This window comes from Luteimonas sp. AC640a (assembly GCF_979256585.1).
Map to the genome: position 1 here is coordinate 147,436 of NZ_CEEDOV010000010.1, position 21,993 is coordinate 169,428.

At 68.1% G+C, this 21,993-nt stretch carries 21 protein-coding genes; 7 read left to right on the forward strand and 14 right to left on the reverse strand.

Annotated features, from left to right (window positions below; genetic code table 11):
- Positions 1 to 100 precede the first annotated feature (100 nt).
- The 3 genes from ACZ9YD_RS09780 to ACZ9YD_RS09790 form a co-directional block, all read right to left on the reverse strand.
- Positions 101 to 721 carry a response regulator gene (locus tag ACZ9YD_RS09780; protein ID WP_465075520.1) on the reverse strand — a complete coding sequence of 207 codons (621 nt, stop codon included), beginning with the start codon at positions 719 to 721 and terminating at the stop codon, positions 101 to 103.
- Positions 722 to 789: 68 nt separating this feature from the next.
- Positions 790 to 1,983 carry a sensor histidine kinase gene (locus tag ACZ9YD_RS09785; protein ID WP_465074987.1) on the reverse strand — a complete coding sequence of 398 codons (1,194 nt, stop codon included), beginning with the start codon at positions 1,981 to 1,983 and terminating at the stop codon, positions 790 to 792.
- A 56-nt stretch (positions 1,984 to 2,039) separates the two neighbouring features.
- Positions 2,040 to 3,227, reverse strand: coding sequence for a CIA30 family protein (locus ACZ9YD_RS09790; protein ID WP_465074988.1), 1,188 nt, complete (start codon positions 3,225 to 3,227; stop codon positions 2,040 to 2,042).
- Here ACZ9YD_RS09790 and ACZ9YD_RS09795 point away from each other — a divergent pair.
- Positions 3,187 to 3,924 carry a hypothetical protein gene (locus tag ACZ9YD_RS09795; protein ID WP_465074990.1) on the forward strand — a complete coding sequence of 246 codons (738 nt, stop codon included), beginning with the start codon at positions 3,187 to 3,189 and terminating at the stop codon, positions 3,922 to 3,924. The genes ACZ9YD_RS09790 and ACZ9YD_RS09795 overlap by 41 nt on opposite strands.
- A 2-nt stretch (positions 3,925 to 3,926) precedes the next feature.
- Here the strand turns inward: ACZ9YD_RS09795 and ACZ9YD_RS09800 are convergent, their stop codons facing one another.
- Positions 3,927 to 4,697 (reverse strand): ABC transporter permease, encoded by a 771-nt coding sequence (locus ACZ9YD_RS09800; RefSeq protein ID WP_465074991.1) that lies wholly within the window; start codon positions 4,695 to 4,697, stop codon positions 3,927 to 3,929.
- On the reverse strand, positions 4,697 to 5,653 hold the full coding sequence (locus tag ACZ9YD_RS09805; RefSeq protein WP_465074992.1) for an ABC transporter ATP-binding protein: 957 nt from the start codon (positions 5,651 to 5,653) through the stop codon (positions 4,697 to 4,699). The genes ACZ9YD_RS09800 and ACZ9YD_RS09805 overlap by 1 nt, the downstream gene beginning before the upstream one ends.
- Before the next feature lie 246 nt (positions 5,654 to 5,899).
- On the opposite strand from ACZ9YD_RS09805, the gene ACZ9YD_RS09810 reads away from it, so the two are divergent.
- From ACZ9YD_RS09810 to ACZ9YD_RS09830, 5 genes are read left to right on the forward strand one after another with little or no spacing between them, the layout of a single operon-like run.
- A complete protein-coding gene (locus ACZ9YD_RS09810) occupies positions 5,900 to 7,147 on the forward strand; it encodes an efflux RND transporter periplasmic adaptor subunit (RefSeq protein ID WP_465075521.1) in 1,248 nt (415 codons plus the stop codon).
- A 44-nt stretch (positions 7,148 to 7,191) separates the two neighbouring features.
- Complete coding sequence (locus ACZ9YD_RS09815; RefSeq protein WP_465074993.1) at positions 7,192 to 7,884, forward strand: ABC transporter ATP-binding protein; 693 nt, start codon at positions 7,192 to 7,194, stop codon at positions 7,882 to 7,884.
- Positions 7,885 to 7,909: 25 nt separating this feature from the next.
- Positions 7,910 to 9,067 (forward strand): ABC transporter permease, encoded by a 1,158-nt coding sequence (locus ACZ9YD_RS09820; protein ID WP_465074994.1) that lies wholly within the window; start codon positions 7,910 to 7,912, stop codon positions 9,065 to 9,067.
- 54 nt (positions 9,068 to 9,121) lie between these two features.
- Positions 9,122 to 10,432, forward strand: coding sequence for an ABC transporter permease (locus tag ACZ9YD_RS09825; protein WP_465074995.1), 1,311 nt, complete (start codon positions 9,122 to 9,124; stop codon positions 10,430 to 10,432).
- A complete protein-coding gene (locus tag ACZ9YD_RS09830; RefSeq protein WP_465074997.1) occupies positions 10,429 to 10,737 on the forward strand; it encodes a hypothetical protein in 309 nt (102 codons plus the stop codon). Before ACZ9YD_RS09825 ends, ACZ9YD_RS09830 begins: the two co-directional genes overlap by 4 nt.
- A 394-nt stretch (positions 10,738 to 11,131) precedes the next feature.
- Here the strand turns inward: ACZ9YD_RS09830 and ACZ9YD_RS09835 are convergent, their stop codons facing one another.
- Positions 11,132 to 11,749 carry a nucleotidyltransferase family protein gene (locus ACZ9YD_RS09835; protein ID WP_465074999.1) on the reverse strand — a complete coding sequence of 206 codons (618 nt, stop codon included), beginning with the start codon at positions 11,747 to 11,749 and terminating at the stop codon, positions 11,132 to 11,134.
- Between the two features lie 175 nt (positions 11,750 to 11,924).
- Here ACZ9YD_RS09835 and ACZ9YD_RS09840 point away from each other — a divergent pair, with 175 nt between their 5' ends.
- Entirely contained in the window at positions 11,925 to 12,989 is a 1,065-nt protein-coding gene (locus tag ACZ9YD_RS09840; protein WP_465075001.1) for an alpha/beta fold hydrolase, read from the forward strand.
- A gap of 107 nt (positions 12,990 to 13,096) precedes the next feature.
- Here ACZ9YD_RS09840 and rarD read toward each other — a convergent pair whose 3' ends face one another.
- From rarD to ACZ9YD_RS09880, 8 genes are all read right to left on the reverse strand, one after another.
- On the reverse strand, positions 13,097 to 14,008 hold the full coding sequence (gene rarD / locus ACZ9YD_RS09845) for an EamA family transporter RarD (RefSeq protein WP_465075002.1): 912 nt from the start codon (positions 14,006 to 14,008) through the stop codon (positions 13,097 to 13,099).
- The gene (gene yedA / locus ACZ9YD_RS09850) at positions 14,005 to 14,943 is read right to left on the reverse strand and encodes a drug/metabolite exporter YedA (protein WP_465075004.1); all 939 of its coding nucleotides are present in this window, start codon (positions 14,941 to 14,943) and stop codon (positions 14,005 to 14,007) included. The genes rarD and yedA overlap by 4 nt, the downstream gene beginning before the upstream one ends.
- Before the next feature lie 443 nt (positions 14,944 to 15,386).
- Positions 15,387 to 17,579, reverse strand: a complete 2,193-nt coding sequence (locus tag ACZ9YD_RS09855; RefSeq protein WP_465075005.1) for a carboxy terminal-processing peptidase — start codon at positions 17,577 to 17,579, stop codon at positions 15,387 to 15,389.
- Between the two features lie 366 nt (positions 17,580 to 17,945).
- Positions 17,946 to 18,953 (reverse strand): lipoyl synthase, encoded by a 1,008-nt coding sequence (gene lipA, locus ACZ9YD_RS09860; RefSeq protein ID WP_465075006.1) that lies wholly within the window; start codon positions 18,951 to 18,953, stop codon positions 17,946 to 17,948.
- A gap of 80 nt (positions 18,954 to 19,033) precedes the next feature.
- A complete protein-coding gene (gene lipB, locus ACZ9YD_RS09865) occupies positions 19,034 to 19,717 on the reverse strand; it encodes a lipoyl(octanoyl) transferase LipB (RefSeq protein WP_465075523.1) in 684 nt (227 codons plus the stop codon).
- A complete protein-coding gene (locus ACZ9YD_RS09870; protein WP_465075008.1) occupies positions 19,687 to 20,154 on the reverse strand; it encodes a BLUF domain-containing protein in 468 nt (155 codons plus the stop codon). The genes lipB and ACZ9YD_RS09870 overlap by 31 nt, the downstream gene beginning before the upstream one ends.
- 22 nt (positions 20,155 to 20,176) lie before the next feature.
- A complete protein-coding gene (locus ACZ9YD_RS09875; protein WP_465075009.1) occupies positions 20,177 to 20,455 on the reverse strand; it encodes a DUF493 family protein in 279 nt (92 codons plus the stop codon).
- A gap of 256 nt (positions 20,456 to 20,711) precedes the next feature.
- Entirely contained in the window at positions 20,712 to 21,953 is a 1,242-nt protein-coding gene (locus ACZ9YD_RS09880) for a D-alanyl-D-alanine carboxypeptidase family protein (RefSeq protein WP_465075011.1), read from the reverse strand.
- Positions 21,954 to 21,993: the final 40 nt, after the last annotated feature.

Genomic DNA, 21,993 nt, shown 5'->3' on the forward strand with positions numbered 1-21,993 from the left:
TGATCGTTCGCCCCCATCCCAACTTTCCACCCGTAAAGGGCGCAATGCCCCACCAGTTGGGAAGGAGTTTGCTGGTCGCACGCGCCAGGCGCTCCGTGGCCTACAACCACCCCTTCTGCCGCGCCAGCCGATACGCCTCGATCCGGTTCCCGACCCCGAGCTTACCGATTGCTTCCGACAGATAGTTGCGTACGGTCCCGTGCGAGAGGTGCAGCTGCGCGGCGATCTCGCTGGCGCTCATGCCCTGCCCTGCCAGGCGCAAGGCCTGCCGCTCGCGTTCGCTCAGCGGGTCGGGCTCGCTCCAGGCTTCCAGTGCGAGTTGCGGGTCAATCGCGCGGCCGCCGTCGTGGACACGGCGCAACGCAGCGGCGAGCTGTTCGGCCGGTGCGTCCTTGAGCAGATAACCGCCGACGCCAGCATCCAGCGCGCGGCGCAGGAAGCCGGCGCGCGCGAACGTGGTGACGATGACCACGCGTACCGGCAACGCATGGCGCTGGATGCGCTGTGCGAGTTCGAGGCCGGTGAGGCCGGGCATCTCGATGTCCGTGACCAGGATGTCGGGCGACAGGCGCTGCAGTTCGCGCCAGGCTGATTCGCCATCGCCGACGCTGCCGACCACCGACAGATCGTCTTCCAGATTCAGCAGTGCGGTCAGCGCACCACGCAACATCGCCTGGTCTTCGGCGATGAGGATGCGGAGCGGCTCTTCGGGCGTGGGCATGCGCGGCATGGCGATGACGGTAGCAGCTGGATGGCGGTCGAAAAACGAACGATGGCGGGCGTTGCGGATCACTCGACTCGCGTCGCGCCCAGCGGAATGCGTGCATCGATCCGCGTGCCGTCGGCGCCGCTGTCGATGCGCAACTGCCCGCCCAGTGCTTCGATGCGTTCGCGCATGCCGGACAGACCATTGCCGGGCACGATCGCGCCGCCGCGGCCGTCGTCGCTGACCTGCAGCCGGATCGCCTCGCCTTCGCGCGAGAACTGTGCCTGCGCGGTGTGCGCATGCGCGTGGCGCTGCAGGTTGGTCACCGACTCGCGCAACGTCATCGCCAGTGCGGTTTCCACGGCGGGCGACAGGCCGGCACCGGCGACGTCCGTATCGAGGCTGTAGCCGAACGCCACGCCGTCGGTCTCCAGCAGCAGGCGCGCGGACGCGAGTTCGGCTGCAAGACCTGCGGCGCGGATGCCGCTGACCGCCTGCCGCACCTGCGTCAGCGCTTCACGGGCGATACCGCCGACTTCGCCGATCTCGCGCTGGGCACCAGCAGGGTCGCGTTCGACGAGCCGCGCGGCGAGATCCGCCTTCAACGCGACCATCGACAAGGTGTGCCCGAGCAGATCGTGCAGGTCACGACCGATGCGTTCGCGCTCGCCGACCGCGGCCAGTCGGCGCACCTCGTCGTGCGACAGCCGCAGCGCGGCGTCCTGCCGGTTCTTCAGGCGTTCCACGTGAACCAGCAGGCCGATCATCACCGTCGTCACCGGCATCCACGCCAGCGCCGCCCACGGATAACCGAGCATGCGCGCCCACGTCAGCAGCACCGCGTTGAACACGATCAACGCCAGAACGTAACGCCAGACCGACGTACGCGACAGCGCGCCGAGAAATACGCAGCCGAACACGAAGTAGCTCAGGCTCGAGACGTACCAGGGCAACAGGGCGAAGCACAACACGATCATGCCGAGCGCGCACCACGGCGAGCGGCGCGCCGGCAACAACAGCGCACCCGCGAACAGCGCGATGAAGACCGGATACGACAGCAGGGTGAGCAGCAGCCAGCGCAGGTCGTAGCCATGCGGCGAGAACATCGGCACGACGAAGACCCAGACCGACCAGAACACATGGATGCCTTCGCTCCACGCCGGCCGGCCCTGACGCAGCGCGCTGCCGATGATCGAATCCGGCGCAGGCCGCAGGCCAGCGAAGGTGCGCAGCGGTGTCGGATCCGGGAGCGTGTCCATATCGCGCAGGGTAGCCATCTCAGGTGTCCGCCAGAAGTGGCGGTCGTCTTGCGCTGTGCTGATCCGCCTCCACCTCAGCGGAGTTCCACGTCGTCAAGCGCGAAGGCGAAGGTGCCCTCCGGCTGACCGGCGGTCCATGCGATGCCGCGCACCTGCGTCAGATCCGCGCCGGCGAAGCCGCTGAGCGGCAGGCGCACTTCGGTCCAACCGCTGGCGACGTCGAAGCTCTGCATCGCCGGCATTGCGGTCGGCGATGCGCCGGAGAACAGCAGCGCGTTGTAGCGTCGACCGTCGCCGCGCACGCGGAAGGCGAGTTCGCTGCGCGACGACAGATCCGCGGGCTGCATCGCCTGCGCGGCGGGGAAGAAGATCACGCCGGACCACGGAAGCGCGAAGCCCGGCCTGATCTCGCCGGTGACCGACAGCGCGCCGCCCGAACCGTCTGCACCGCCTTCGATACGTGTATGTGCGACGGTCGACGCGCCGCCCGCCATCTGGTCGGTGGTCGGCGCCCAGCTGCCGAAGCTGGCGTCGAGTCCGGTTTCGAAATCGCTGATGCGGGTCTCGTCAGGCACCGCGCCGGCCGACGCTGCGGCGGCGGGTTTCGTGCGTTCGACGCGCACGCCGTTCTTCCACACGGTGCCGATGCGCCGAGTTGCGGTGATGTCGTCGAGCAGATTGCCGTCGACCAGCACCAGATCGGCGCGCAGGCCCGGCGCGATGCGGCCGCGGTCGGCGATACCGAAGCGCGCGGCGGGTGCGGAGGTCGCCGCGACCAGTGCCTGCTGCGGCGTCAGCCCGGCCTGCACCAGCAATGCCAGTTCGCCGTGCAGGCTCGCGCCCTGTGCGGTGCCGGGATTGGGCGCATCGCTACCGGCGAGAATCGTCACGCCTGCCGCATGCAGCCGACGCACGCTGTCGATCGCATCGGTGAGGCGCTCTGGCTTCGGTGCGGTGGACATGCGTGCGCCGAGACTGTCGCGCTGTTCCGGCGTCAGCCACGGCGACAACGCGGCATCGTCCGCGAGCTGCCGGCCAGCATCAGCACCGGCCACCGAAGCGATCACCACCAGCGTCGGCACGACGAACACATCGCGACGCGCGACGTCGGCAACGAAGGCGTCGTCGACCACGGCGTCGTCGGCCACATGCACGAAGCCGTCGATGCCGGCATCCAGTACCTCGCGGGCGCTGGCCTGCGTGGAGACGTGGGCGACGGCGATGCGCTTCTGCGCATGCGCGGCCTCGACGACCGCGCGCACCTGTGCGGCAGTCAGCCGTCGGCAGCGTGCGGTTGCCACCATAGCCGCTGAGGTCTTCGACGATCAGCTTGATGAAGTCGTCGCCTTCAGCCAGGCGCGCGGCGATGAAGGCCGGAATATCGGTATCGGCATCGACGGTCGGCACCGGAAATCCGTACTGCGTGCCGTGCCCGCCTGGCGCGGTGATCGCATAACCCGCGGCCCACAGATCGGCCTGCGTGGTCGGCGCGGTGGACTCACGTTGTGCGCGCACGGCCGGCAGGCGATCCGGCATGCCGTGCATGTCGAGCCCGGTAGTCACGCCGAAGCGCAGCATGTCCTGCTGTGCGTTGCCCCAGGCGTGCACGTGCGCGTCGATGAGACCGGGCAGCAGCGTCTTGCCGGCAGCATCCACCACGGCGACGCCATCCGGCACCACGACATCGGCGCCGACCGCTTCGATCAATCCGTCGCGCACCAGTACCGTGCCGCGCTCTATCACGTCGACGCCGTCGAAGATGCGTGCGTTGCGGATCGCAAACGTGCCCTGCGTTGCCGGCGCAGATGTCGAATCCGCGGACTGTTCCCGCCCCGCGACCGCCACGGCGATGCCGAGCACCGCCACCAGCGCTACCACCGCGGCCACGCCTGGCCAGCGACGCTGGCCCAGTCGATCTGTCTGTGTCATTGCGTTCTCCCCGAACTTGAAAGCGGATGATCTCAGACCGCGCGCGCGAGGCGGCGCAGCGCGAGCACGCAGCAGGCGACGGTTACGACGGTCAGCACCAGCAGATGCAGCCACAGCGGCGCCGTACCCGTCTGCCCGGTCACGCGCAGTGCGATCTGCGCCAGATGCCAGGCCGGCCACACCGGCGCGAGCGTCGCGAATACCCCGGGCAACATCGACAGCGGCAGCCACAGGCCGGACAGGAACGCCATCGGCAGGAACAGCAGGTTGACCCACGCCGGCGCCGCATTCGCGCTGGCGATGCTGCCGAGCAGCAGGCCGATCGCGCAGAACGGCAGCGCGCCGAGCACGGTCACTGTCCACAGCAAGGTCCACTGCCCTGCCGTCATGGACACACCACCGAACACGACCGCAAGCGTCGCGAGTTCCAGCACGATGACCAGCGCAAACAGCATCGCGATCAGCAGACGCGAGACCAGCCATGCACTCGGCGGCGCCGGCAACGCGCGGCGCAATGCGAAGAAGCCGCGCTCGCGGTCGATCGCCAGCGTGACCGAGAAGCCGAACAGGCCCGCGCCCATCGCGCCGAACACGCCGTAGGTCGCGAGCAGATAACGCGCCGCTTCACCGCTGCCGCGCCCGCCGAGCAGCAGCCCGAACATCACGTAGAACAACGCCGGAAACAGCAGCGTCGGAATGATGTACATCGGCTCGCGCAGCAGACGCAGCAGTTCGCAGCGCGTGTCGAGCAGATAGCAGCGCCAGAGGCTGACGTGTGTGCCGGTGTCGAGTGTCGTGTCCATCACGCAGCCTCCTGTTTCGAGCCAGACATCACGTCGGCGTTTGCCGTCATCGCCACGAACGCTTCGGCGAGACCGGCGCGCTGGACTTCGAGATCACCCAGCTGCGAATCCGCATCCAGCAAGCGGCGCAGCACGGACTCCGCCTGCTCGGCCATCACCACGAGCTGCCCGTCGACGGTGTCCGCCGAGCGCACGCCCGGCCAAGTCGCGACGACATCGGCAGGCACGACGCTCGTGCAGCGGATGCGCCCCTGCGCGACCTGCGCCCGCAAGTCGCCGACGCTGCCATCGGCGCGCACGCGTCCCGCATCGAGCACGACGACGCGATCGGCCAGCGCTTCGGCTTCTTCCAGGTAATGCGTGGTCAGCAGGATGCCGACGCCGTCGGCGACCAGACTGCGGATCGCGCGCCACACCTGCTGGCGTGCGCCGATGTCGAGCCCGGTGGTCGGCTCGTCGAGAAACAGCAGCTTCGGTCGCCCGCACAGCGCGAGCGCGAACTGCACGCGGCGCTGCTGCCCGCCCGACAGCCGGCCATAGCGGCGGTCGAGCAGTCCATCGAGTCCGCCCAGCGCGACGCAGTCGGCGACGCTGCGCGGCTGCGGATACCAGCTGCGCGTCAGCGCAAGCAGCTCATCGACCCGCAGGCGTTCGGGCAACTGCGCCTGCTGCAGCATCACGCCGATGTGCCGGCGCGCTTCGAGATCCGACGGATGCCGCCCGAACAGCATGACCTCGCCCACATCGGCCGGCTGCAGGCCGAGCAGGATCTCGATCGCGGTGGTCTTGCCGGCGCCGTTGACGCCGAGCAGCGCGGTCACCTGGCCGGCAGGCAGCGCGAGATCCACGCCGTCGAGCGCCTGCACTGCGCCGCGGCGACGACGCACGCCCCGCAGGCTGGCCAGCGGCGTCGACGTCGCTTTCAAAGGGTCTGCAGTGAACGGGACTGGGCGCATCGCGGTTCCTCCGGGTTGCGTGCAGTCTCGGGTGGCGCGCGCCGCGCGGTCAGTCGCAGGCGTCATCCACTGCAGGTGACACACGTCAGGTGACCGCCGTGCCGGATGCGCGCAGACTCGGTCCGGCCCGCCGTTGCGGGCGCGTCGTTCGGCGCCCCGTCGGAAGCTGACTTCCGGCAGGTTGGATCGCCCGACCCCCGCGGTCACACTCGCGCCTGTCGTCACGTCCTGCTTTCCATGGAACCCATGAATACCAAGGCCGACCTGCTCAACGAACTCCGCATCGACCGCAAGGCGCCACCCGAGCCGCCACGTCGGCGCGGCCTGTGGATCGCCGTCGCGGTCGTCGTGCTGCTGCTCCTGCTGGTCGCCGGCTGGGCGCTGTTCGGCCGCGATGCGGGCGTCGAGGTACGCACCGCGCCGGTGGTCGCGATCACTGCTGGGGGTGCGAATGCATCGGTGCTCGATGCCACCGGCTACGTCGTCGCGCGCCGCACCGCCACCGTGTCGTCGAAGATCACCGGCCGCGTGCGCGAGGTGCTGATCGAGGAAGGCCAGCGCGTCGAGGCCGGCGACATCATGGCGACGCTCGATCCGATCGACGCCGATGCACAGCGTAATCTGTCGGCTTCGCAGCTCGCCGCCGCGCGCAGCCAGACCGGCAGTGTGCAGGCGCAGCTGGCGCAGGCCGAGGCCGAGGCCACGCGCCTGCAGTCGCTGGTGGCGCAGCAATTGGTCTCGCGCTCGCAGTTCGATCAGGCCGTCGCCCAGCGCGATGCACTGCGCGCGCAGCTGATCACCGCACAGCGCAATACACAGGTCGCGTCGGACTCGCTGGCGATCGCCGATCTCGGCGTCGACAACACCGTCGTGCGCGCGCCGTTCGCCGGCGTGGTCACCGCCAAGGCCGCGCAACCGGGCGAGATCGTCTCGCCGCTGTCGGCCGGCGGTGGCTTCACCCGCACCGGCATCGGCACGATCGTCGACATGGATTCTCTGGAAGTCGAAGTCGACGTCGGCGAGGCCTTCATCGGTCGCGTGCAGCCGAAGATGCCGGTCGAGGCGACGCTCAACGCCTATCCCGACTGGAAGATTCCCGCCGAGGTCATCGCGATCATTCCGGCTGCGGACCGCGGCAAGGCGACGGTCAAGGTGCGCATCGCGATCAAGCAGAGGGACGCGCGCATCGTGCCGGACATGGGCGTGCGCGTGAGCTTCCTCGAAGCGCCGAAGGCCGCCGATGCAGAACAGCCCAGCGGCGTGCGCGTGCCCGGCGCGGCGATCGTGCAGCGCGACGGCGCCGACGTCGCCTTCGTGCTCGGCGAGGACAACACGGTGACGCAGCAGGCACTGAAGACCGGCATCGCGCTCGGCGACGACCGCCAGGTGCTGTCGGGCGTGAACGCCGGTGACACCGTTGTGCTCGATCCGTCCGAGACGCTGGCCGACGGCGCGAAGGTGCGCATGGCCGCCGCCGAAAGCGACACGCGCTGATCGCACGCCCCATCCACCGAGCAGCATCCACACCGGAGTGCGCCATGTCGTCCCTCGTCAGCATCCGCAACCTGCACAAGACCTACCAGCGCGGCCCGGAAAAGGTCGACGTGCTGCACGGCATCGATCTCGACATCCCGCAGGGCGATTTCGTCGCGCTGATGGGACCGTCGGGTTCGGGCAAGACCACGCTGCTGAATCTGATCGGTGGACTGGATACGCCGACCTCGGGCGAGATCGAGATCGAAGGCGAGCGCATCGACCGCATGAGCGCCGGCCAGCTGTCGAACTGGCGCAGCCGCCATGTCGGCTTCGTGTTCCAGTTCTACAACCTGATGCCGATGCTCAACGCACAGAAGAACGTGGAACTGCCACTGCTGCTGACCACGCTGGGCGGCGCGCAGCGCAAGCGCAATGCGGAAATCGCGCTGACCCTCGTCGGCCTCGCCGACCGGCGCACGCACAAGCCCAACGAACTGTCGGGCGGTCAGCAGCAGCGCGTGGCGATCGCCCGCGCGATCGTGTCCGATCCCACGTTCCTGATCTGCGACGAACCCACCGGCGATCTCGACCGGCAGAGCGCGGAGGAGATCCTCGGCCTGCTGCAGGAACTCAACCGCGAGCACGGCAAGACCATCGTCATGGTGACCCACGACCCGAAGGCCGCCGAATACGCGACCCACACGATTCACCTCGACAAGGGCGAGCTGGTCGACACACCCATCGGCGCGCACTGACCCACCGCTTCTCCGGAGACGCACGATGAAGTACCTGTCGCTGGTGTGGGCCCAGCTGTTCCGCAGCAAGACGCGGACACTGCTGACGCTGCTGTCCGTGGTCGCGGCGTTCCTGCTGTTCGGCATGCTCGATTCGGTACGCGTGGCCTTCAATGCCGGCGGCAGGGTCGACGGCGCGAACCGTCTGATCGTCGCCTCGCGGCTGTCGATCACCCAGTCGCTGCCGGTGCGTCTGCAGGCGCAGATCGAGTCGATTCCCGGCGTGCGCAAGGTGACGTACGCCATGTGGTTCGGCGGCATCTACCAGGACCAGCGCAACTTCTTCCCGAACTTCTCCGTCGCGCCGAACTTCTTCGACGTCTACGGCGAATACGACGTGCCGCCCGACCAGCTGCAGGCCTTCCGTGACACACGTACCGGCGCGGCCGTGGGCGAAGCGCTGGCCAACAAGTTCGGCTGGAAGATCGGCGACACGATTCCGATGCAGGCGACGATCTTTCCGCGCGGCGGCAGCAACGACTGGCCGCTGGAGCTCAAGGCGATCTTCCGCGCCAAGGACCGCAGCAACGTCGGCGCCGAGAACCAGTTGATGATGAACTGGAAATACTTCGACGAATCCAACGACTACATCAAGAACCAGGTCAGCTGGTTCACCGTGCAGCTGTCCAACGCCGACCAGGCCTCGCGCGTGGCGCAGGCGATCGATGCGATCTCGGCGAACTCCGATCACGAAACGAAGTCGCAGACCGAATCGGCCTTCCAGCAGGCGTTCGCCAAACAGTTCGCCGACATCGGCCTGATCGTCACCGCGATCATGGGCGCGGTGTTCTTCACCCTGCTGCTGCTGACCGGCAACACGATGGCGCAGGCCGTGCGCGAGCGCATTCCCGAACTCGCGACGCTGAAGACGCTCGGCTTCACCGACGGCACCGTGCTGGTGCTGGTGATGGTGGAATCGGTGCTGCTGGTGGTGATCGGCGGACTGGTCGGCCTCGGCCTCGCGTCGGCGATCATGCCGGGCGTGAGCGCCGCCAGCGGCGGCGTGATCGCGCTGCCGACGGTCCCGGCGCAGACCTGGCTGATCGGGCTGGGCCTGATGATCGGCATCGGCATCATCGTCGGCGTGTTGCCGGCGCTGCGTGCGCAGCGGCTGAAGATCGTCGATGCGCTCGCGGGGCGCTGACGTCATGGCCCATCGCACTTCTTTCCGCTGCACGACGAACCGGATCGGACCGACATGAAAAGCCCATGGCTCTGGAACCTGCTGTCGATCGTCGCGCTCGTCGTCGGGCTCGCGGTGTGGGTGCTGCTGCCCTGGTACGGCGTGCTGGCGATCGCGGTCGCCATCGCGCTGTGGCTGATGCTCACACGCGGCGGCCGACTGGCGCTGGCGGCGGCGCGCATCGGCATCAGCAGCCTGCCGCAGCGCTGGGGCGCGTCGTCGGTGATCGTGGTCGGCATCGCCGGCGTGGTCGGCGTGCTGGTGGCGATGCTGGCGATGGGCGAAGGCTTCAAGGCCACGCTCAACAGCACCGGCGACGAGACCTCGGCGATCGTGCTGCGCGGCGGTTCGCAGGCCGAAACCAACTCGGTGATCACCCGCGACCAGGTGCCGCTGATCGGCACGCTGGCCGGCATCGCGCGCGACGCGCAGGGCCGCCCGCTGCTGTCGCCGGAGCTGTCGCAGGTGGTCAACCTGCCGTCGAAGGCCGACGGCACCGACGTCAATGCGCAGTTCCGCGGCGTCGGCGAACTCGCCTGGGCCGTGCACGACAAGGTGCAGGTGATCGAAGGCCGCAAGTTCGCGCCGGGCCTGCGCGAAATCGTCGTCGGCCAGGGTGCACGCAGCCAGTTCCGCGGACTCGAGGTCGGCAAGACGCTCAACCTCGGCAACCAGCAGTGGACCGTCGTCGGCGTGTTCGCGTCTGGCGATGCGCACGATTCGGAGCTGTGGACCGATGGTGAAACCCTGGCATCGACTTACAACCGTGGCGCCTACCAGTCGATCACCGTGCGCACCGATGGCACTGCCGGCTTTACCGCGTTCAAGACCGCGATGGACGCCGACCAGCGCCTGAAACTCGACGTCTCGACGACGCGTGCCTACTACGGCAAGCAGTCCGGTCAGCTGGCGACGCTGATCAATGTGCTGGGCACGGTGATCGGCGCGATCATGGCGGTCGGCGCGGTATTCGGCGCGCTCAATACGATGTACGCCGCGGTCGCGGGCCGCGCACGCGAGATCGCAACGATGCGCGCGATCGGCTTCCGCGGCCTGCCGGTGGTCGTCGCGGTGATGCTGGAGACGATGCTGCTGGCATTGCTCGGCGGCCTGCTCGGCGGCCTGCTCGCGTGGAGCATCTTCAACGGCTACAGCGTCAGCACGCTGGGCAGCAATTTCAGCCAGGTGGTGTTCCAGTTCAAGGTCTCGCCCGATCTGCTGTGGAATGGTCTGAAGTGGGCGCTGGGCATCGGCCTCGTCGGCGGCCTGTTCCCGGCCCTGCGCGCGGCGCGCCTGCCGGTCACCGCGGCGTTGCGCGCGACATGAGTGTTGCCTCGCCCGACACCTTGTCGAACGCCGACATCGCCCGCGAGATCCAGTCGCTGCAGAAACGCGCGTTCGAACGCTACGAGGATGCCGCACTGCGCGCCGAGTCCGATCCCGCGCGCGCCGAGGTCATCTACGCCCAGGCCGAACGCGACACCGCCCCGTGGATTGCACGCGCCACCGCGCTCAACGAGGAACGCGTCGCGCGCTATCGGCGGCGTGCAAAACGCTGGCGCAACGCAGCGCTGGTGATCGGTGTCGTGGGTGCGATGTGCGTGGTCTGGATGATGTCGCGCGCGGGTTGATCGGGAGCGTACCGGCCGCCGCGCTTAAGTCCCTCATTGCGTCGTGTCTCAGCTGGCGACTGAAACTATGAGTCGTCATTCCCGCGAAGGCGGGGACTTCAACGGACGTATGTCCGGTCATCCAAGGACTTTCGTAACGTCCGCGCACACGTCCATGGACTCCCGCCTTCGCGGGAGTGACGGGGTATTTTCAAATCCTTCCAGACACTGAGGCGTAACACCACGTCAAAAACTAGACCTTGGCTGAGACACGACGCTAATCAGGCCCAAGGGACAGGGGTTGGGGTGAGGGCGACGCTCGCGACAAAGCCAGAATTCGAAATTACTGGGCGATCGGTTTCGCTCCGTTCAACCCATTCTGCGTTCCTGCGTCGAGAACTCGCGTCGCGTTGAACTAGCCCCCGCGATCCAGCAACCCGTCCGCCAGCGCCTGCGCCACGTCATCCGATGTATCGATGTCCTGCGCCAACGAAGGCGCCTGCAGCCGGAACAGATCCTCCTCCGGCAACGCCGCCAGCAACGACCCGAATCCACGATCGCCTTCCAACGCATCCACCTCCGCGAACAGCGTGTGCGACAGCACCGCCGGCGCGCCGGGACGTTCGCCGTGCATCACCGCCGCGCAGCCCGAACGCACGCTGCGTGCCCCGTCCAGCAGCGCGCGCAGATGCAGGGCGTTGAGCGCAGGCTGATCGACGCCGGTCACCAGCACCGGCCCGCGATGTGCCTGCAACTCGCGCGATGCGGCGACGAGGCTGGCGGACAGGCCTTCGCGCCAGTCCGGCACCTCGTGCAACTCGACGAAGCCGTGCGGCGACGGCGCGAGCTCGGCGGCGACCGCGTCGTGATACGCCCCGAGCATCACCACGAGCCGGCAGGGATGCGTTTCCGCGACCAGTCGCACGACGCGCGCGACCAGGCTTTCGCCGTCGCGGCGCAGCAGTTGCTTGGGCCTGCCCAGACGCGTGCTGCCGCCGGCGGCCAGCACGATTGCGGCATGCGCGGTGGTCATCGAGAGCGTCCGGGGCAACAGATCGACATGACCGCACTGTGCCAGAAGGCCGGTGCGGCGGCCTGCGCACGCCGATGAACGGCGACCGTCTGTCATGCAGCTGTCATCGCAGTGCGATAGCGACGCCTGGCGCCGCGTCGATAGTCTGCGCGGCCGCCTCGCCTCCGCCACCGCCATGCTCCGCCTCGCCGTCCTCCTCGCCGCCTGTCTGCTCGTCGCCGGATTCTCGTCGTGGCCGGGCATGGCGAGTTCGCTGGCGTCGAAACTGGTCGCGCCGCCCGGGGCATCGCCGTTGCTGCAGACAGATCGTGTCGAGGCCGCATTCGCGCGGCTGCCGAACCGCAGCGGACACGTCACCACGAGCGAAGGTGTTTCGATGTTCTGGCGCGCGCTCGATCCCGGCGACTACGGCATGGACTACGCGTGGACACGGCCTGCCGACGATCCGCACGGCGTCGACTTCTCGCTCGATTTCAACGCGCCGTCCGCGCCCGCAGCGGCGCCGCGCGGCACCGTCGTGCTGCTGCACGGCTGGATGATGGACGGCGGTTCGCTGTTGCCGTGGTCGATCGCGCTGGCCGAAGCCGGCTATCGCACGATCACCCTGGACCTGCGCAACCACGGCCGCTCCGGCCATGCGCCATCGGGCTACGGCACGCGCGAGGCAGGCGATGTCGTCGACGCGGTCGCCGCATTACGCGAGCAAGGCGAAATCGCCGGCCCGCTGCATATCTTCGGCGTGTCCTACGGCGCGGCGACGGCGCTTTTCGCGGCCGCCGATCCGCGCCTGCACGCCGAGCGCGTTGTCGCGCTGGAATCCTTCGACAACGCCGGCGCCGCGATCCGCGACATGGTGCCGCACATGCTCGACGAAGACGGCGGCAGCTGGCACGCGCAACTGACGCGCCGCTGGTTGCGCTGGCGCATCGATGCCTCGGTGCTGGACGCGGCGATCACACGCGCGGGCGACACGCTGTCGTTGCCGCTCGACGGCGTCGATGTCGGCGCCGCGCTGGCGCACGCGCCGGGCTGCGTGCTGCTGGTGCACGGCGATGCGGATCGTCACGTGCCTGTGGAACACGGCCGCGCGCTCGCGGCGGCCGTTCCCGGCGCGCGTTATCTGGAGCTCGCAGGCGAGGATCACCTCAGCCTGCCGATGCGACTCGACCGCCTAGCGCCGACCGTCGTCGACTGGTTCGACGCACCGGCCTGTCCGCAAAGCGCACTCGCCGCGCGCTAGACCCTTTGTAGGAGCGTGCTCGCGCGCGATGGGCCTTCCCGGAGAGCTTCATCGCGCGCGAGCGCGCTCCTACGAAAGGCTTCAGGCAGATGTCCCGAATGGAGACCTCACGCCTGCTGCGCGACGATCCGTCGACGCGACTGCAGAAAGCCGTCGACCGCGAACACCACCAGCCCCACCCAGATGAAACCGAAGCCGACCGCACGGTCGATGCCGAAGGCTTCGCCGAAGAAGAACACGCCCAGCAACAACTGCAGTGTTGGGCCGATGTACTGCAACAGGCCGACCACGGTCAGCGGCACGCGACGCACCGCATAGGCGAAACAGATCAACGGGATCGCGGTCAGTGCGCCGCCGAGCACCAGCAGCACGTCGGTCCAGCCACCCCAGCGCAGCGAGAAGAACCCACCGCCGCCCTGGCTTTCGATCCAGACCAACGCAATCAGCGCGGGACCGAACACGAACAGGTTTTCGACGCCGAGTCCCTGCACCGCTTCGACCGCGGCGAACTTGCGGATCAGCCCGTACAGCGCGAACGAGGTCGCCAGACACAGCGCGATCCACGGAAAGCTGCCGTAGTTGAAGGTCAGCCACGCGACGCCGCCGCCGGCCAGCGCGACCGCGATCCACTGCGGCAGCGACAGCCGCTCACGCAGGAACACCACGCCGATCACGACGTTGAGCAGCGGATTGATGAAGTAGCCCAGGCTCGCTTCGACCACGTGGCCGCTGTTGACCGCCCACACGTACAACGCCCAGTTCGCGGCGATCAGGCAGCCCGACATCGCGAGCATGCCGGCCAGCCTCGGTTGCGCGAGGATCTCGCGCAGCCAGCCGCGGCCCTGGCGGATGGTCAGAAACGCCGCGACCAGAATCGCGCACCAGATCGAGCGGTGCAGCACGATCTGCAGCGACGGCACGTCCCGCAGCACGTACCAGTACAGCGGCATCAGGCCCCAGATCACGAAGGCCGCGACCGCGATCCACAATCCGCGACGGCTCTGTGCGGCGTCGATCATGGATCTTCTCCCGCGACCGCTGCGGCCGGTGTCGGCACGACCTTCTTCGCGCGCGCGCGGCCGAGCGTGATCGCGACCACCGCGACCAGGATCACCGCCATCGCGCCGAGATCGTTGACGTGGAAGCGCTCCGACGCGAGCCACGCGCCGAGCAGCACCGCGATCGCTGGATTGACGTAGGCGTAGCTGCCGGCGAGCGTCGGGCGCACGTTGTGCAGCAGCCAGACGTAGGCGGTGAAGCCGATGATCGAACCGAACGAGGCGAGATACGCGACCGACAGCGTGCCCTTGAGCGTCGGCAGTTCGTGAAAGCGTTCGCCGATCAGCAGGCCGACCGCGAGGATGATCACGCCGCCGGCGAGCATCTGCGCCGCGGCCGCCATGAACGGCGACGGCAGATCGCGGCCGCGGCTCCACACCGAACCGAAGGCCCAAGCCAGCGGCGCGATCAGCAAGGCGATGAGGCCGGTCGGCGTCGCGGTCAGCGAACTGCCGGCGTTGAGCCACAGCACGCCGGCGAACCCGACCGCGAGACCGGCCCACTCGACGCGCGAGGGACGATCACCGCGGATCGCCGCGAACAATGCGATCCAGATCGGCGCCGACGCGACCGCGACTGCGGCGAGACCCGACGACACGCTCTGTTCGGCGATGCAGACCATGCCGTTGCCCAGACCGAGCAGCAGCACGCCCATCGCGAGCAGGGTTTTCCACTGGTTGCGCGTCGGCGCCGGCACACCGCGCAGGCGCAGCGCCGCGTACATCAGTCCACCGGCGACGATGAAGCGCATGCCCGCCATCAGCAGCGGCGGATAGCCACCTTCGAGGGCGAAACGGATCGCGAGATAGGTCGACCCCCAGACGAGATAGACGGCCGCCAGCGCCAGCGCAATGGACAGGACCGAGGCGGGACGCGACACCGGCGCGACGCTCATGGAGGTTCCGGAGAAGAGAGGAGAAGCCGCGAATGCGGAGCGGAATTCTACGCCCGCGGCCCGTTGCACGGCTGGAACGGTGGTGTTGCAGCGACGCTGCGCTGCGCATGCGCGCATCCCAAGCACAAACCGCTGCCACACGAGGTCGTCTACGCGCGCGCAGTCAAAGCCCTCCCCCGCTCGCGGGGGAGGGATGGGTGGGGGCGAAGTTTCAGTCGTAGCAGATGGCGGGTCTCCAAGCTTAAGGCTCGGGCTTCGCATGGAACTCCGGGTTCAAAAGACCTATCCGTCCGCTCCCATCCCAACCTTCCCCCGCCCAGCGGGGGAAGGAGTCGAGTCCACGTGTCCGGCGAAATTTCTTGGTGCGCCTCAGCCGCAACCCCACATAACGAAAAGCCGCCGCGATCACTCGCGGCGGCTTCGTGTTCCAGCGTGTCAACGGATCAGCGCGCCCAGCGGCCCGGCGCAGTCGACTCCGGCAGCACCGTCGCCGAGAGGTCGCGATCGGCATTGAGCAGACGCACCGCATCGGCGAGAATCGCCGCCGTTTCGCGCAGCAACGGATCGGGACGATCTTCGGCCGCCTTCTCCAGACGGTTCTGCTGGGCGATCGCACGCTCGCTGGCCTGCAGGCCATCGTCGTCGGAATCCTCGGCCAGCGGATCGAGCTCCAGACCCAGCGCGCGGCGCTCTTCCTGGCGCGCCTGGCGCTTCTCGGTCTGGCGGTCGCGCTCGGTGCGGCGCTCGGCCTCGTTGAGCGACACGAACTTCTTCTCGCGCTCGGCGCGGAACTCGGCGATGTCCTCGGCCCACCAGACAAATTCCTTGTCCGTCGCCACGCGGGTGTCGTGCAGCTGCTCGAGGCGCGGCAGCAGCGGTGCGAAATCGCCGTACTGGGTGTGCGGCACCGCGGCAATGCGCGTCCACGGCAGCGCGTTGTCGTAGGTGCTTTCGCCGAATTCGGTGGCATCCACTGTCACCGGGAAGTGGATGTCCGGCTCGACGCCCTTGTTCTGGGTGCTGCTGCCACCCGGTAGGAAGAACTGCGCGATCGTCAGCTTCACCTGACCGAAGCGCTTGGTCTCATTCGCCGGCCAGCGGTCGAGATCGACCAGGTTCTGCACCGTGCCCTTGCCGAACGTCGTCTCGCCGATGATCAGGCCGCGGCCGTAGTCCTGGATCGCGCCGGCGACGATCTCCGATGCCGAGGCGGAGCCGCGATTGATCAGCACGGCGAGCGGACCGTCCCAAGCCACGCCAGGCTCGCGATCGCCCTGCACACCGACACGCCCCCCGGATTCGCGCACCTGCACCACCGGGCCCTGGTCGATGAAGAGGCCGGTCAGTTCGACCGCCTCGTTGAGCGAACCGCCGCCGTTGTTGCGCAGATCGAGCACCACGCCGTCGACCTTCTGCGTCTTGAACGCTTCGAGCAGGCGCGCGACGTCGCGCGTCGCCGAGGCGTATTCGCCATCGCGGTTCCGGCGACCTTCGAAGTCCTGGTAGAACGCCGGCAGCTTGATCACGCCGATCTGCTTTTCGCGGCCGCCTTCGGTATCGGCCGGCAGCTTCAGGGTTTCGGCCTTGGCCGCCTGCTCTTCCAGGCGCACGCGTGCACGGGTGAGCGTGATGCGCACCGGCTCGCTGTCGAGCGTGGCCTCGGCGGGAATGACGTCCAGGCGCACCTGGGTGTCCTTCGCACCCTTGATCTTGTCGACGACATCATCGATGCGCCAGCCGATCACGTCTTCCATCGGCCCGTTGGTGCCCTGGCCGACGCCGACGATGCGATCGCCGGGCTTGAAGCGGTTGCTGATCGCGGCGGGGCCGCCGGCGATGACCTCACGGATCACCACCACGTCGTCCTGCTTCTGCAACTGCGCACCAATGCCCTCGAGCGACAGCGACATGCTCTGGTTGAATAGACGCGCCGCACGCGGGTTGAAGTAGTCGGTGTGCGGATCGATCGAACCGGTGTAGGCGTTGAGGAAGCTGCTGAAGGCGTCCTCGCCGTTGAGCGAGGCCACCGTGTTCGCGGTGTTGAGGTAGCGACGGTCGAGCGTCTTGCGGATCTCGTCGTCAGCCTTGCCGGCGAGCTTCAGACGCAGCCAGTCGTTGCGCACCGACTGGCGCCACAGCGCGTCGAGCTCGGCGGCGTCGGCCGCCCACGGCGCATCCTCGCGGTCATATTCCCAGCGGTCGGTGCCGCTGAAATCGAAGATGTCCTGCTTCAGCAGCTCGCGCGCGCCGGTGATGCGCTCGTTGACGCGCTGCTTGTAGAGCGCGAAGACCTCCAGTGCGGGCGCCACGTCACCGTCGCGGACGGCCGCGCCCATGCCTGCACGCAAGGGCCCGAAGCGGGTGATGTCCTGCTGGGTGAAGAACAGCTTGCCGGCGTCGAGGTTCTCGAAGTAGCGGTCGAAGATCTCGCCCGACAGGCTGGCGTCCAGCGCGCGCGGCCGGTAGGCGTAGCGACTGTCCGACAGCAATCCGTAGACCAGCTTCGACGCGGCCACCTGGTCGGCATTGGGCGTCATCGGCACATTGGCGACGGCGTCGGGCCTGGCCATCAGCGCGAGCGGTACGGCCAGCGCGAGGGCGATCAGTGAGCCGGAAACGACGCGGGAAGCTTTCATGCAGGGTCCTGGATTGCGGATGCGGTCATCATGCGACATGGCCTCGAGCCTGTCGCGTGAACAGACGTGTCGACAGTGCCGAAAGTTGCAGACCGCGTGCAAACGACTGTACGGACTGAGGATGAATCGAGGCTGCGTTCATCGCGGCGTCAGTCGCGCGAGGCGAATTGAAAGCTGCTTCCACGTCGACGAGGTCGAGCGCCCTCCCCCGCATCGCGGGGGAGGGTTGGGTGGGGGCGAAGTGTCAGGCTCGGAGGATCACGACTCGCTCAACCAGCGTACGAGATCAGAAGCCTCCCCAGCCTGAGCGTTCGCCCCCATCCCAGCCTTCCCCCGCTTGCGGGGGAAGGGGCCGATCCTGCTGAATCAGGCGGCGACGCCGGCGTCCATCGCCTGCTGGTCGGCGTGGTACGACGAGCGCACCAGCGGTCCGGAGGCGACGTGGCTGAAACCCAGCGCCATGCCGTAGTCCTCCAGCGCGCGGAACTCTTCCGGCGTCCAGTAACGCAGCACCGGATGGTGGTGTGCGCTGGGCTGCAGGTACTGGCCAATGGTGACCATCTCGACATCGTGCGCGCGCAGGTCGCGCAGCGTGCCCTGCACCTGCTCCATGGTCTCGCCGAGGCCGAGCATGATGCCGGACTTGGTCGGGACGTCCGGATGCTGGGCCTTGAACTTCTTCAGCAGGTCGAGCGACCACTGGTAGTCCGCGCCGGGTCGCACGTTGCGGTAGAGATCCGGCACCGTTTCGACGTTGTGGTTGAACACGTCGGGCGGGTTGGTCTTTAGGATCTCCAGCGCGCGCTCCATGCGGCCTTTGCCGCGGAAGTCGGGCGTCAGCACTTCGATGCGGATCTTCGGCGACTGCGCGCGGACCTCGCGGATGCAATCGACGAAATGCTGGGCACCGCCGTCGCGCAGATCGTCGCGATCGACCGACGTGATCACCACGTACTTCAGGCCCATGTCGGCGATCGTGTTCGCGAGGTTCAGCGGCTCGCTCGCATCCGGGGGTTTGGGCCGGCCGTGGGCGACGTCGCAGAACGAACACCGGCGCGTGCAGACCTCGCCGAGGATCATGAAGGTCGCGGTGCCGTGGCCGAAGCATTCGTGGATGTTCGGGCAGCTGGCTTCTTCGCAGACCGTGACCAGACGGTTCTCGCGCAGTTTCGACTTCAGCGCGGCGACCGCGCCGTTGGACGGAATGCGCACGCGGATCCACGACGGCTTGCGCAGCACGGGGGCATCGGCGAACTGCACCGGCGAACGGGCGATCTTGTCGCCCGCCACTTGCTTGACGCCGGTCTGCAGCGACGCCGGCGGCGGCGCGGAGACCACCTGCAGCGGGATCGATTTGTCGACGGAAGAGGACATGGCGGCCAGGACTGCGGTCGGAGGATCATTGTAGGCCCCTGCCCCGGCACTGTCTTGCCGGGCGCCGGGGACGCTGCGTGTCATTCAGCGGTCTGGAGTACCGGCGGCGCGCCTGCGGTCATCGAAAGACCGAACTGCGCAGCCAGGTTCTCCAGCAGCAGCGGCGCCACGTCGCCGGGCGAGGACGGCCCGCCGAGATCGCCCAGCGACACCACCTGCAGGCCTTCGTAGCCGCAGGGATTGATGCGCTGGAAGGGTTCGAGATCCATCGCCACGTTGAATGCCAGGCCGTGGAAGGTGCAGCCGCGGCGCACGCGGATGCCGAGCGCGGCGATCTTGGCATCGTTGACGTAGACGCCCGGCGCGCCGTCGCGACGCACGGCCTCGATGTTCCAGTCGCCCAGCGTGTCGATGATCGACTGCTCGATTTTGCAGACGTACTCGCGCACGCCAATCTTCAGCCGTGGCAGGTTCAGCAGCGGGTAGACCACCAGCTGGCCGGGGCCGTGATAGGTCACCTGGCCGCCGCGATCGACCTGCACCACCGGGATGTCGCCGGGCGCGAGGACGTGCTCCGGCTTGCCGGCCTGGCCGAGGGTGAACACCGGATCGTGTTCGACCACCCACAGCTCGTCGGTGCCGTCGGCGCCGCGCGCATCGGTGAAGCGCTGCATCGCACGCCAGACCGGTTCGTAGGGCTGCCGGCCGAGCTGGCGGACGATTGCCGGCGCACTCACAGCACCCGCTCCATCACGCGCGCGCAGCCCAGCCCACCGCTGGGCACCGGCGCGCCGTGCAGGAACGCGCGCATCGCCGCGGCCACACGATCGCTGCGGGCGCTTTCGAGCAGCGCGAGCGCCTCGGTGTCGGGTTCGAGCCCCTCGAACACCGGCGCCTCATCGTCCAGCGGCGCCTCGCTCCAGGCCATACGCCAGCCGGGCAACAGCGGCGCGGTGCGTTCGGCGCGGACCATCAGGCGTACCTCGCAGTGGCGGGGATCAGCGGCGATGCGCGCATACAGCGCATCGACCGCGGCGGCGGGACCTTCGAGCAATTGCATGAACAGCCCGTCCTGCAACAGCAGCATGCCGCCGATGCCGTGACGCGCGTTGTAGGTGCGGGCCTGCAGCAGCAGACGCACCATGTCGGCCACGGTGAACTCGTACAGCTGACCGCTGCGATAGAGCAGCTGGCGAATCATGCGCGACGTTCCGTTCGATCGGTTACAGCGTCCACTTCACTTCGGGATGGTCGCGCAGTGCCGCGTGCGCGGCGTCGTACTGCGCGCGCGATTCGGCGCGGATGCTGAGCTTGATCGACACGTACTTGCCGCCGCTCGACTCGCGCGCGGTGACGGTTTCGTGGAGCACGGCGATACCGGCGGCGGTCAGCAGGCGCGGGATTTCTGCATCGAGCCCGGCAGCGGCCGGCCCCATCGCGGTGATCTCGAAGACGCCAGGAAACTGGAAGCCGTGGTCGGGGTTGTCTGAGGAGATATCCATCGCGGGATTATCGGGGCAGCGGGCGCCGAACCCAAGCGGTGGCGACAGTTCGATGACTCGAAGCCCTCCCCCGCATTTCGGGGGAGGGTTGGGTGGGGGCGAACTGTCAGGTCGGCGCTCGCAAGTCATCGCGCGACCGGCTCGTGAGGAACAGTTGTTCACTCAACCGGAACGCTCGCCCCCATCCCAGCCTTCCCCCGCGAACGGGGGAAGGAGACAAACACGCGTCTCCAATGAAGCCGCAAAGTTCCCGCTCTTACGCGTTCCACCACATCAGGAATTCATGCCACAGGCGCTTGAAAAAGCCGGCTTCTTCCACCGCTTCCAGCGCGACCAGCGGACGCTCGGCGATGACCTTGCCGTCGAGTTCGACGCGCACGGTGCCGATGGCCTGGCCCTTTTCGATCGGCGCTTCCAGGGTCTGCGGAATATCCATCGACGGCTTGAGCTGGGCGTACTTCCCGCGCGGCATCGAGACCAGCATCGGCTCGGCGACGCCCAGCTGCACTTCGTCGGCCTTGCCCTTCCAGACCTTCTGCGTGGCGACGGCCTTGCCGGCGTCGTAGACGGCGTGGGTTTCGAAGAAGCGGAAGCCCCAGTTGAGCAGCGCCAGCGAATCGGTGGCGCGCTGCGCTTCGCTGGTCGAGCCCATCACCACCGAGATCAGACGCTGGTCGCCACGCAGGGCCGACGCCATCAGGCAGTAGCCGGCGCCGCTGTGGTGGCCGGTCTTGATGCCGTCGACGCTGTCGTCGCGCCACAGCAGGCGGTTGCGATTGTGCTGGGTGATCGGCCCGACGGTGAATTCCTTGATCTTGTTGTGCGCATATTCCTCTGGGAAGTCGCGCACCATCGCGCGGCCGAGAATCGCCAGATCGCGCGCCGTCGAGTAATGCTCCGGACCCGACAGGCCGGTCGCGTTCTCGAAGTGGCTGTTCTTCATGCCGATGCGCGCGGCGTAGGCGTTCATCAGCTGGGCGAACGCCTCCTCGCTGCCGGCGACGTGTTCGGCCAGGGCGATCGCCGCATCATTGCCGGACTGCACGACCATGCCGATTTCCATGTCCAGCAGCGGCGCGCGCTGGTTGACCGGGAAACCGCTGTAGCTGCCGTCGGTGCCGGCGCCGCCCTTGCGCCAGGCGTTCTCGCTCATCAGCACCTGGTCGTCGGGCTTGATCTTGCCGGCGGCGAGCTCGGCGGCGATGACGTAGCTGGTCATCACCTTGGTAATGCTGGCCGGCTCGACGCGCTCGTCCGGGTTGTCGCCCGCCAGCATCTGGCCGGTGGCGAAATCCATGACGATCCAGGCGGTACCGGTGATGGTCGGCGGCGGCGGCGTCGGCAGTTCGTCGCTGAGCGCGGGCGCGGCGGCGGCAGGCGCGGCAGGCCGGGGCGCGGGCTGCGGCGTGGGCGCGGGATCCTGCGCGACGGCGATACCCACCGTGGCGGTAGCCAGCGCGGCCAGCAACATACGCGAAACGACTACGGACACTTTCATGTAATGCACAACTCCGGGGAACCGGCCGCGTCGACCGGCG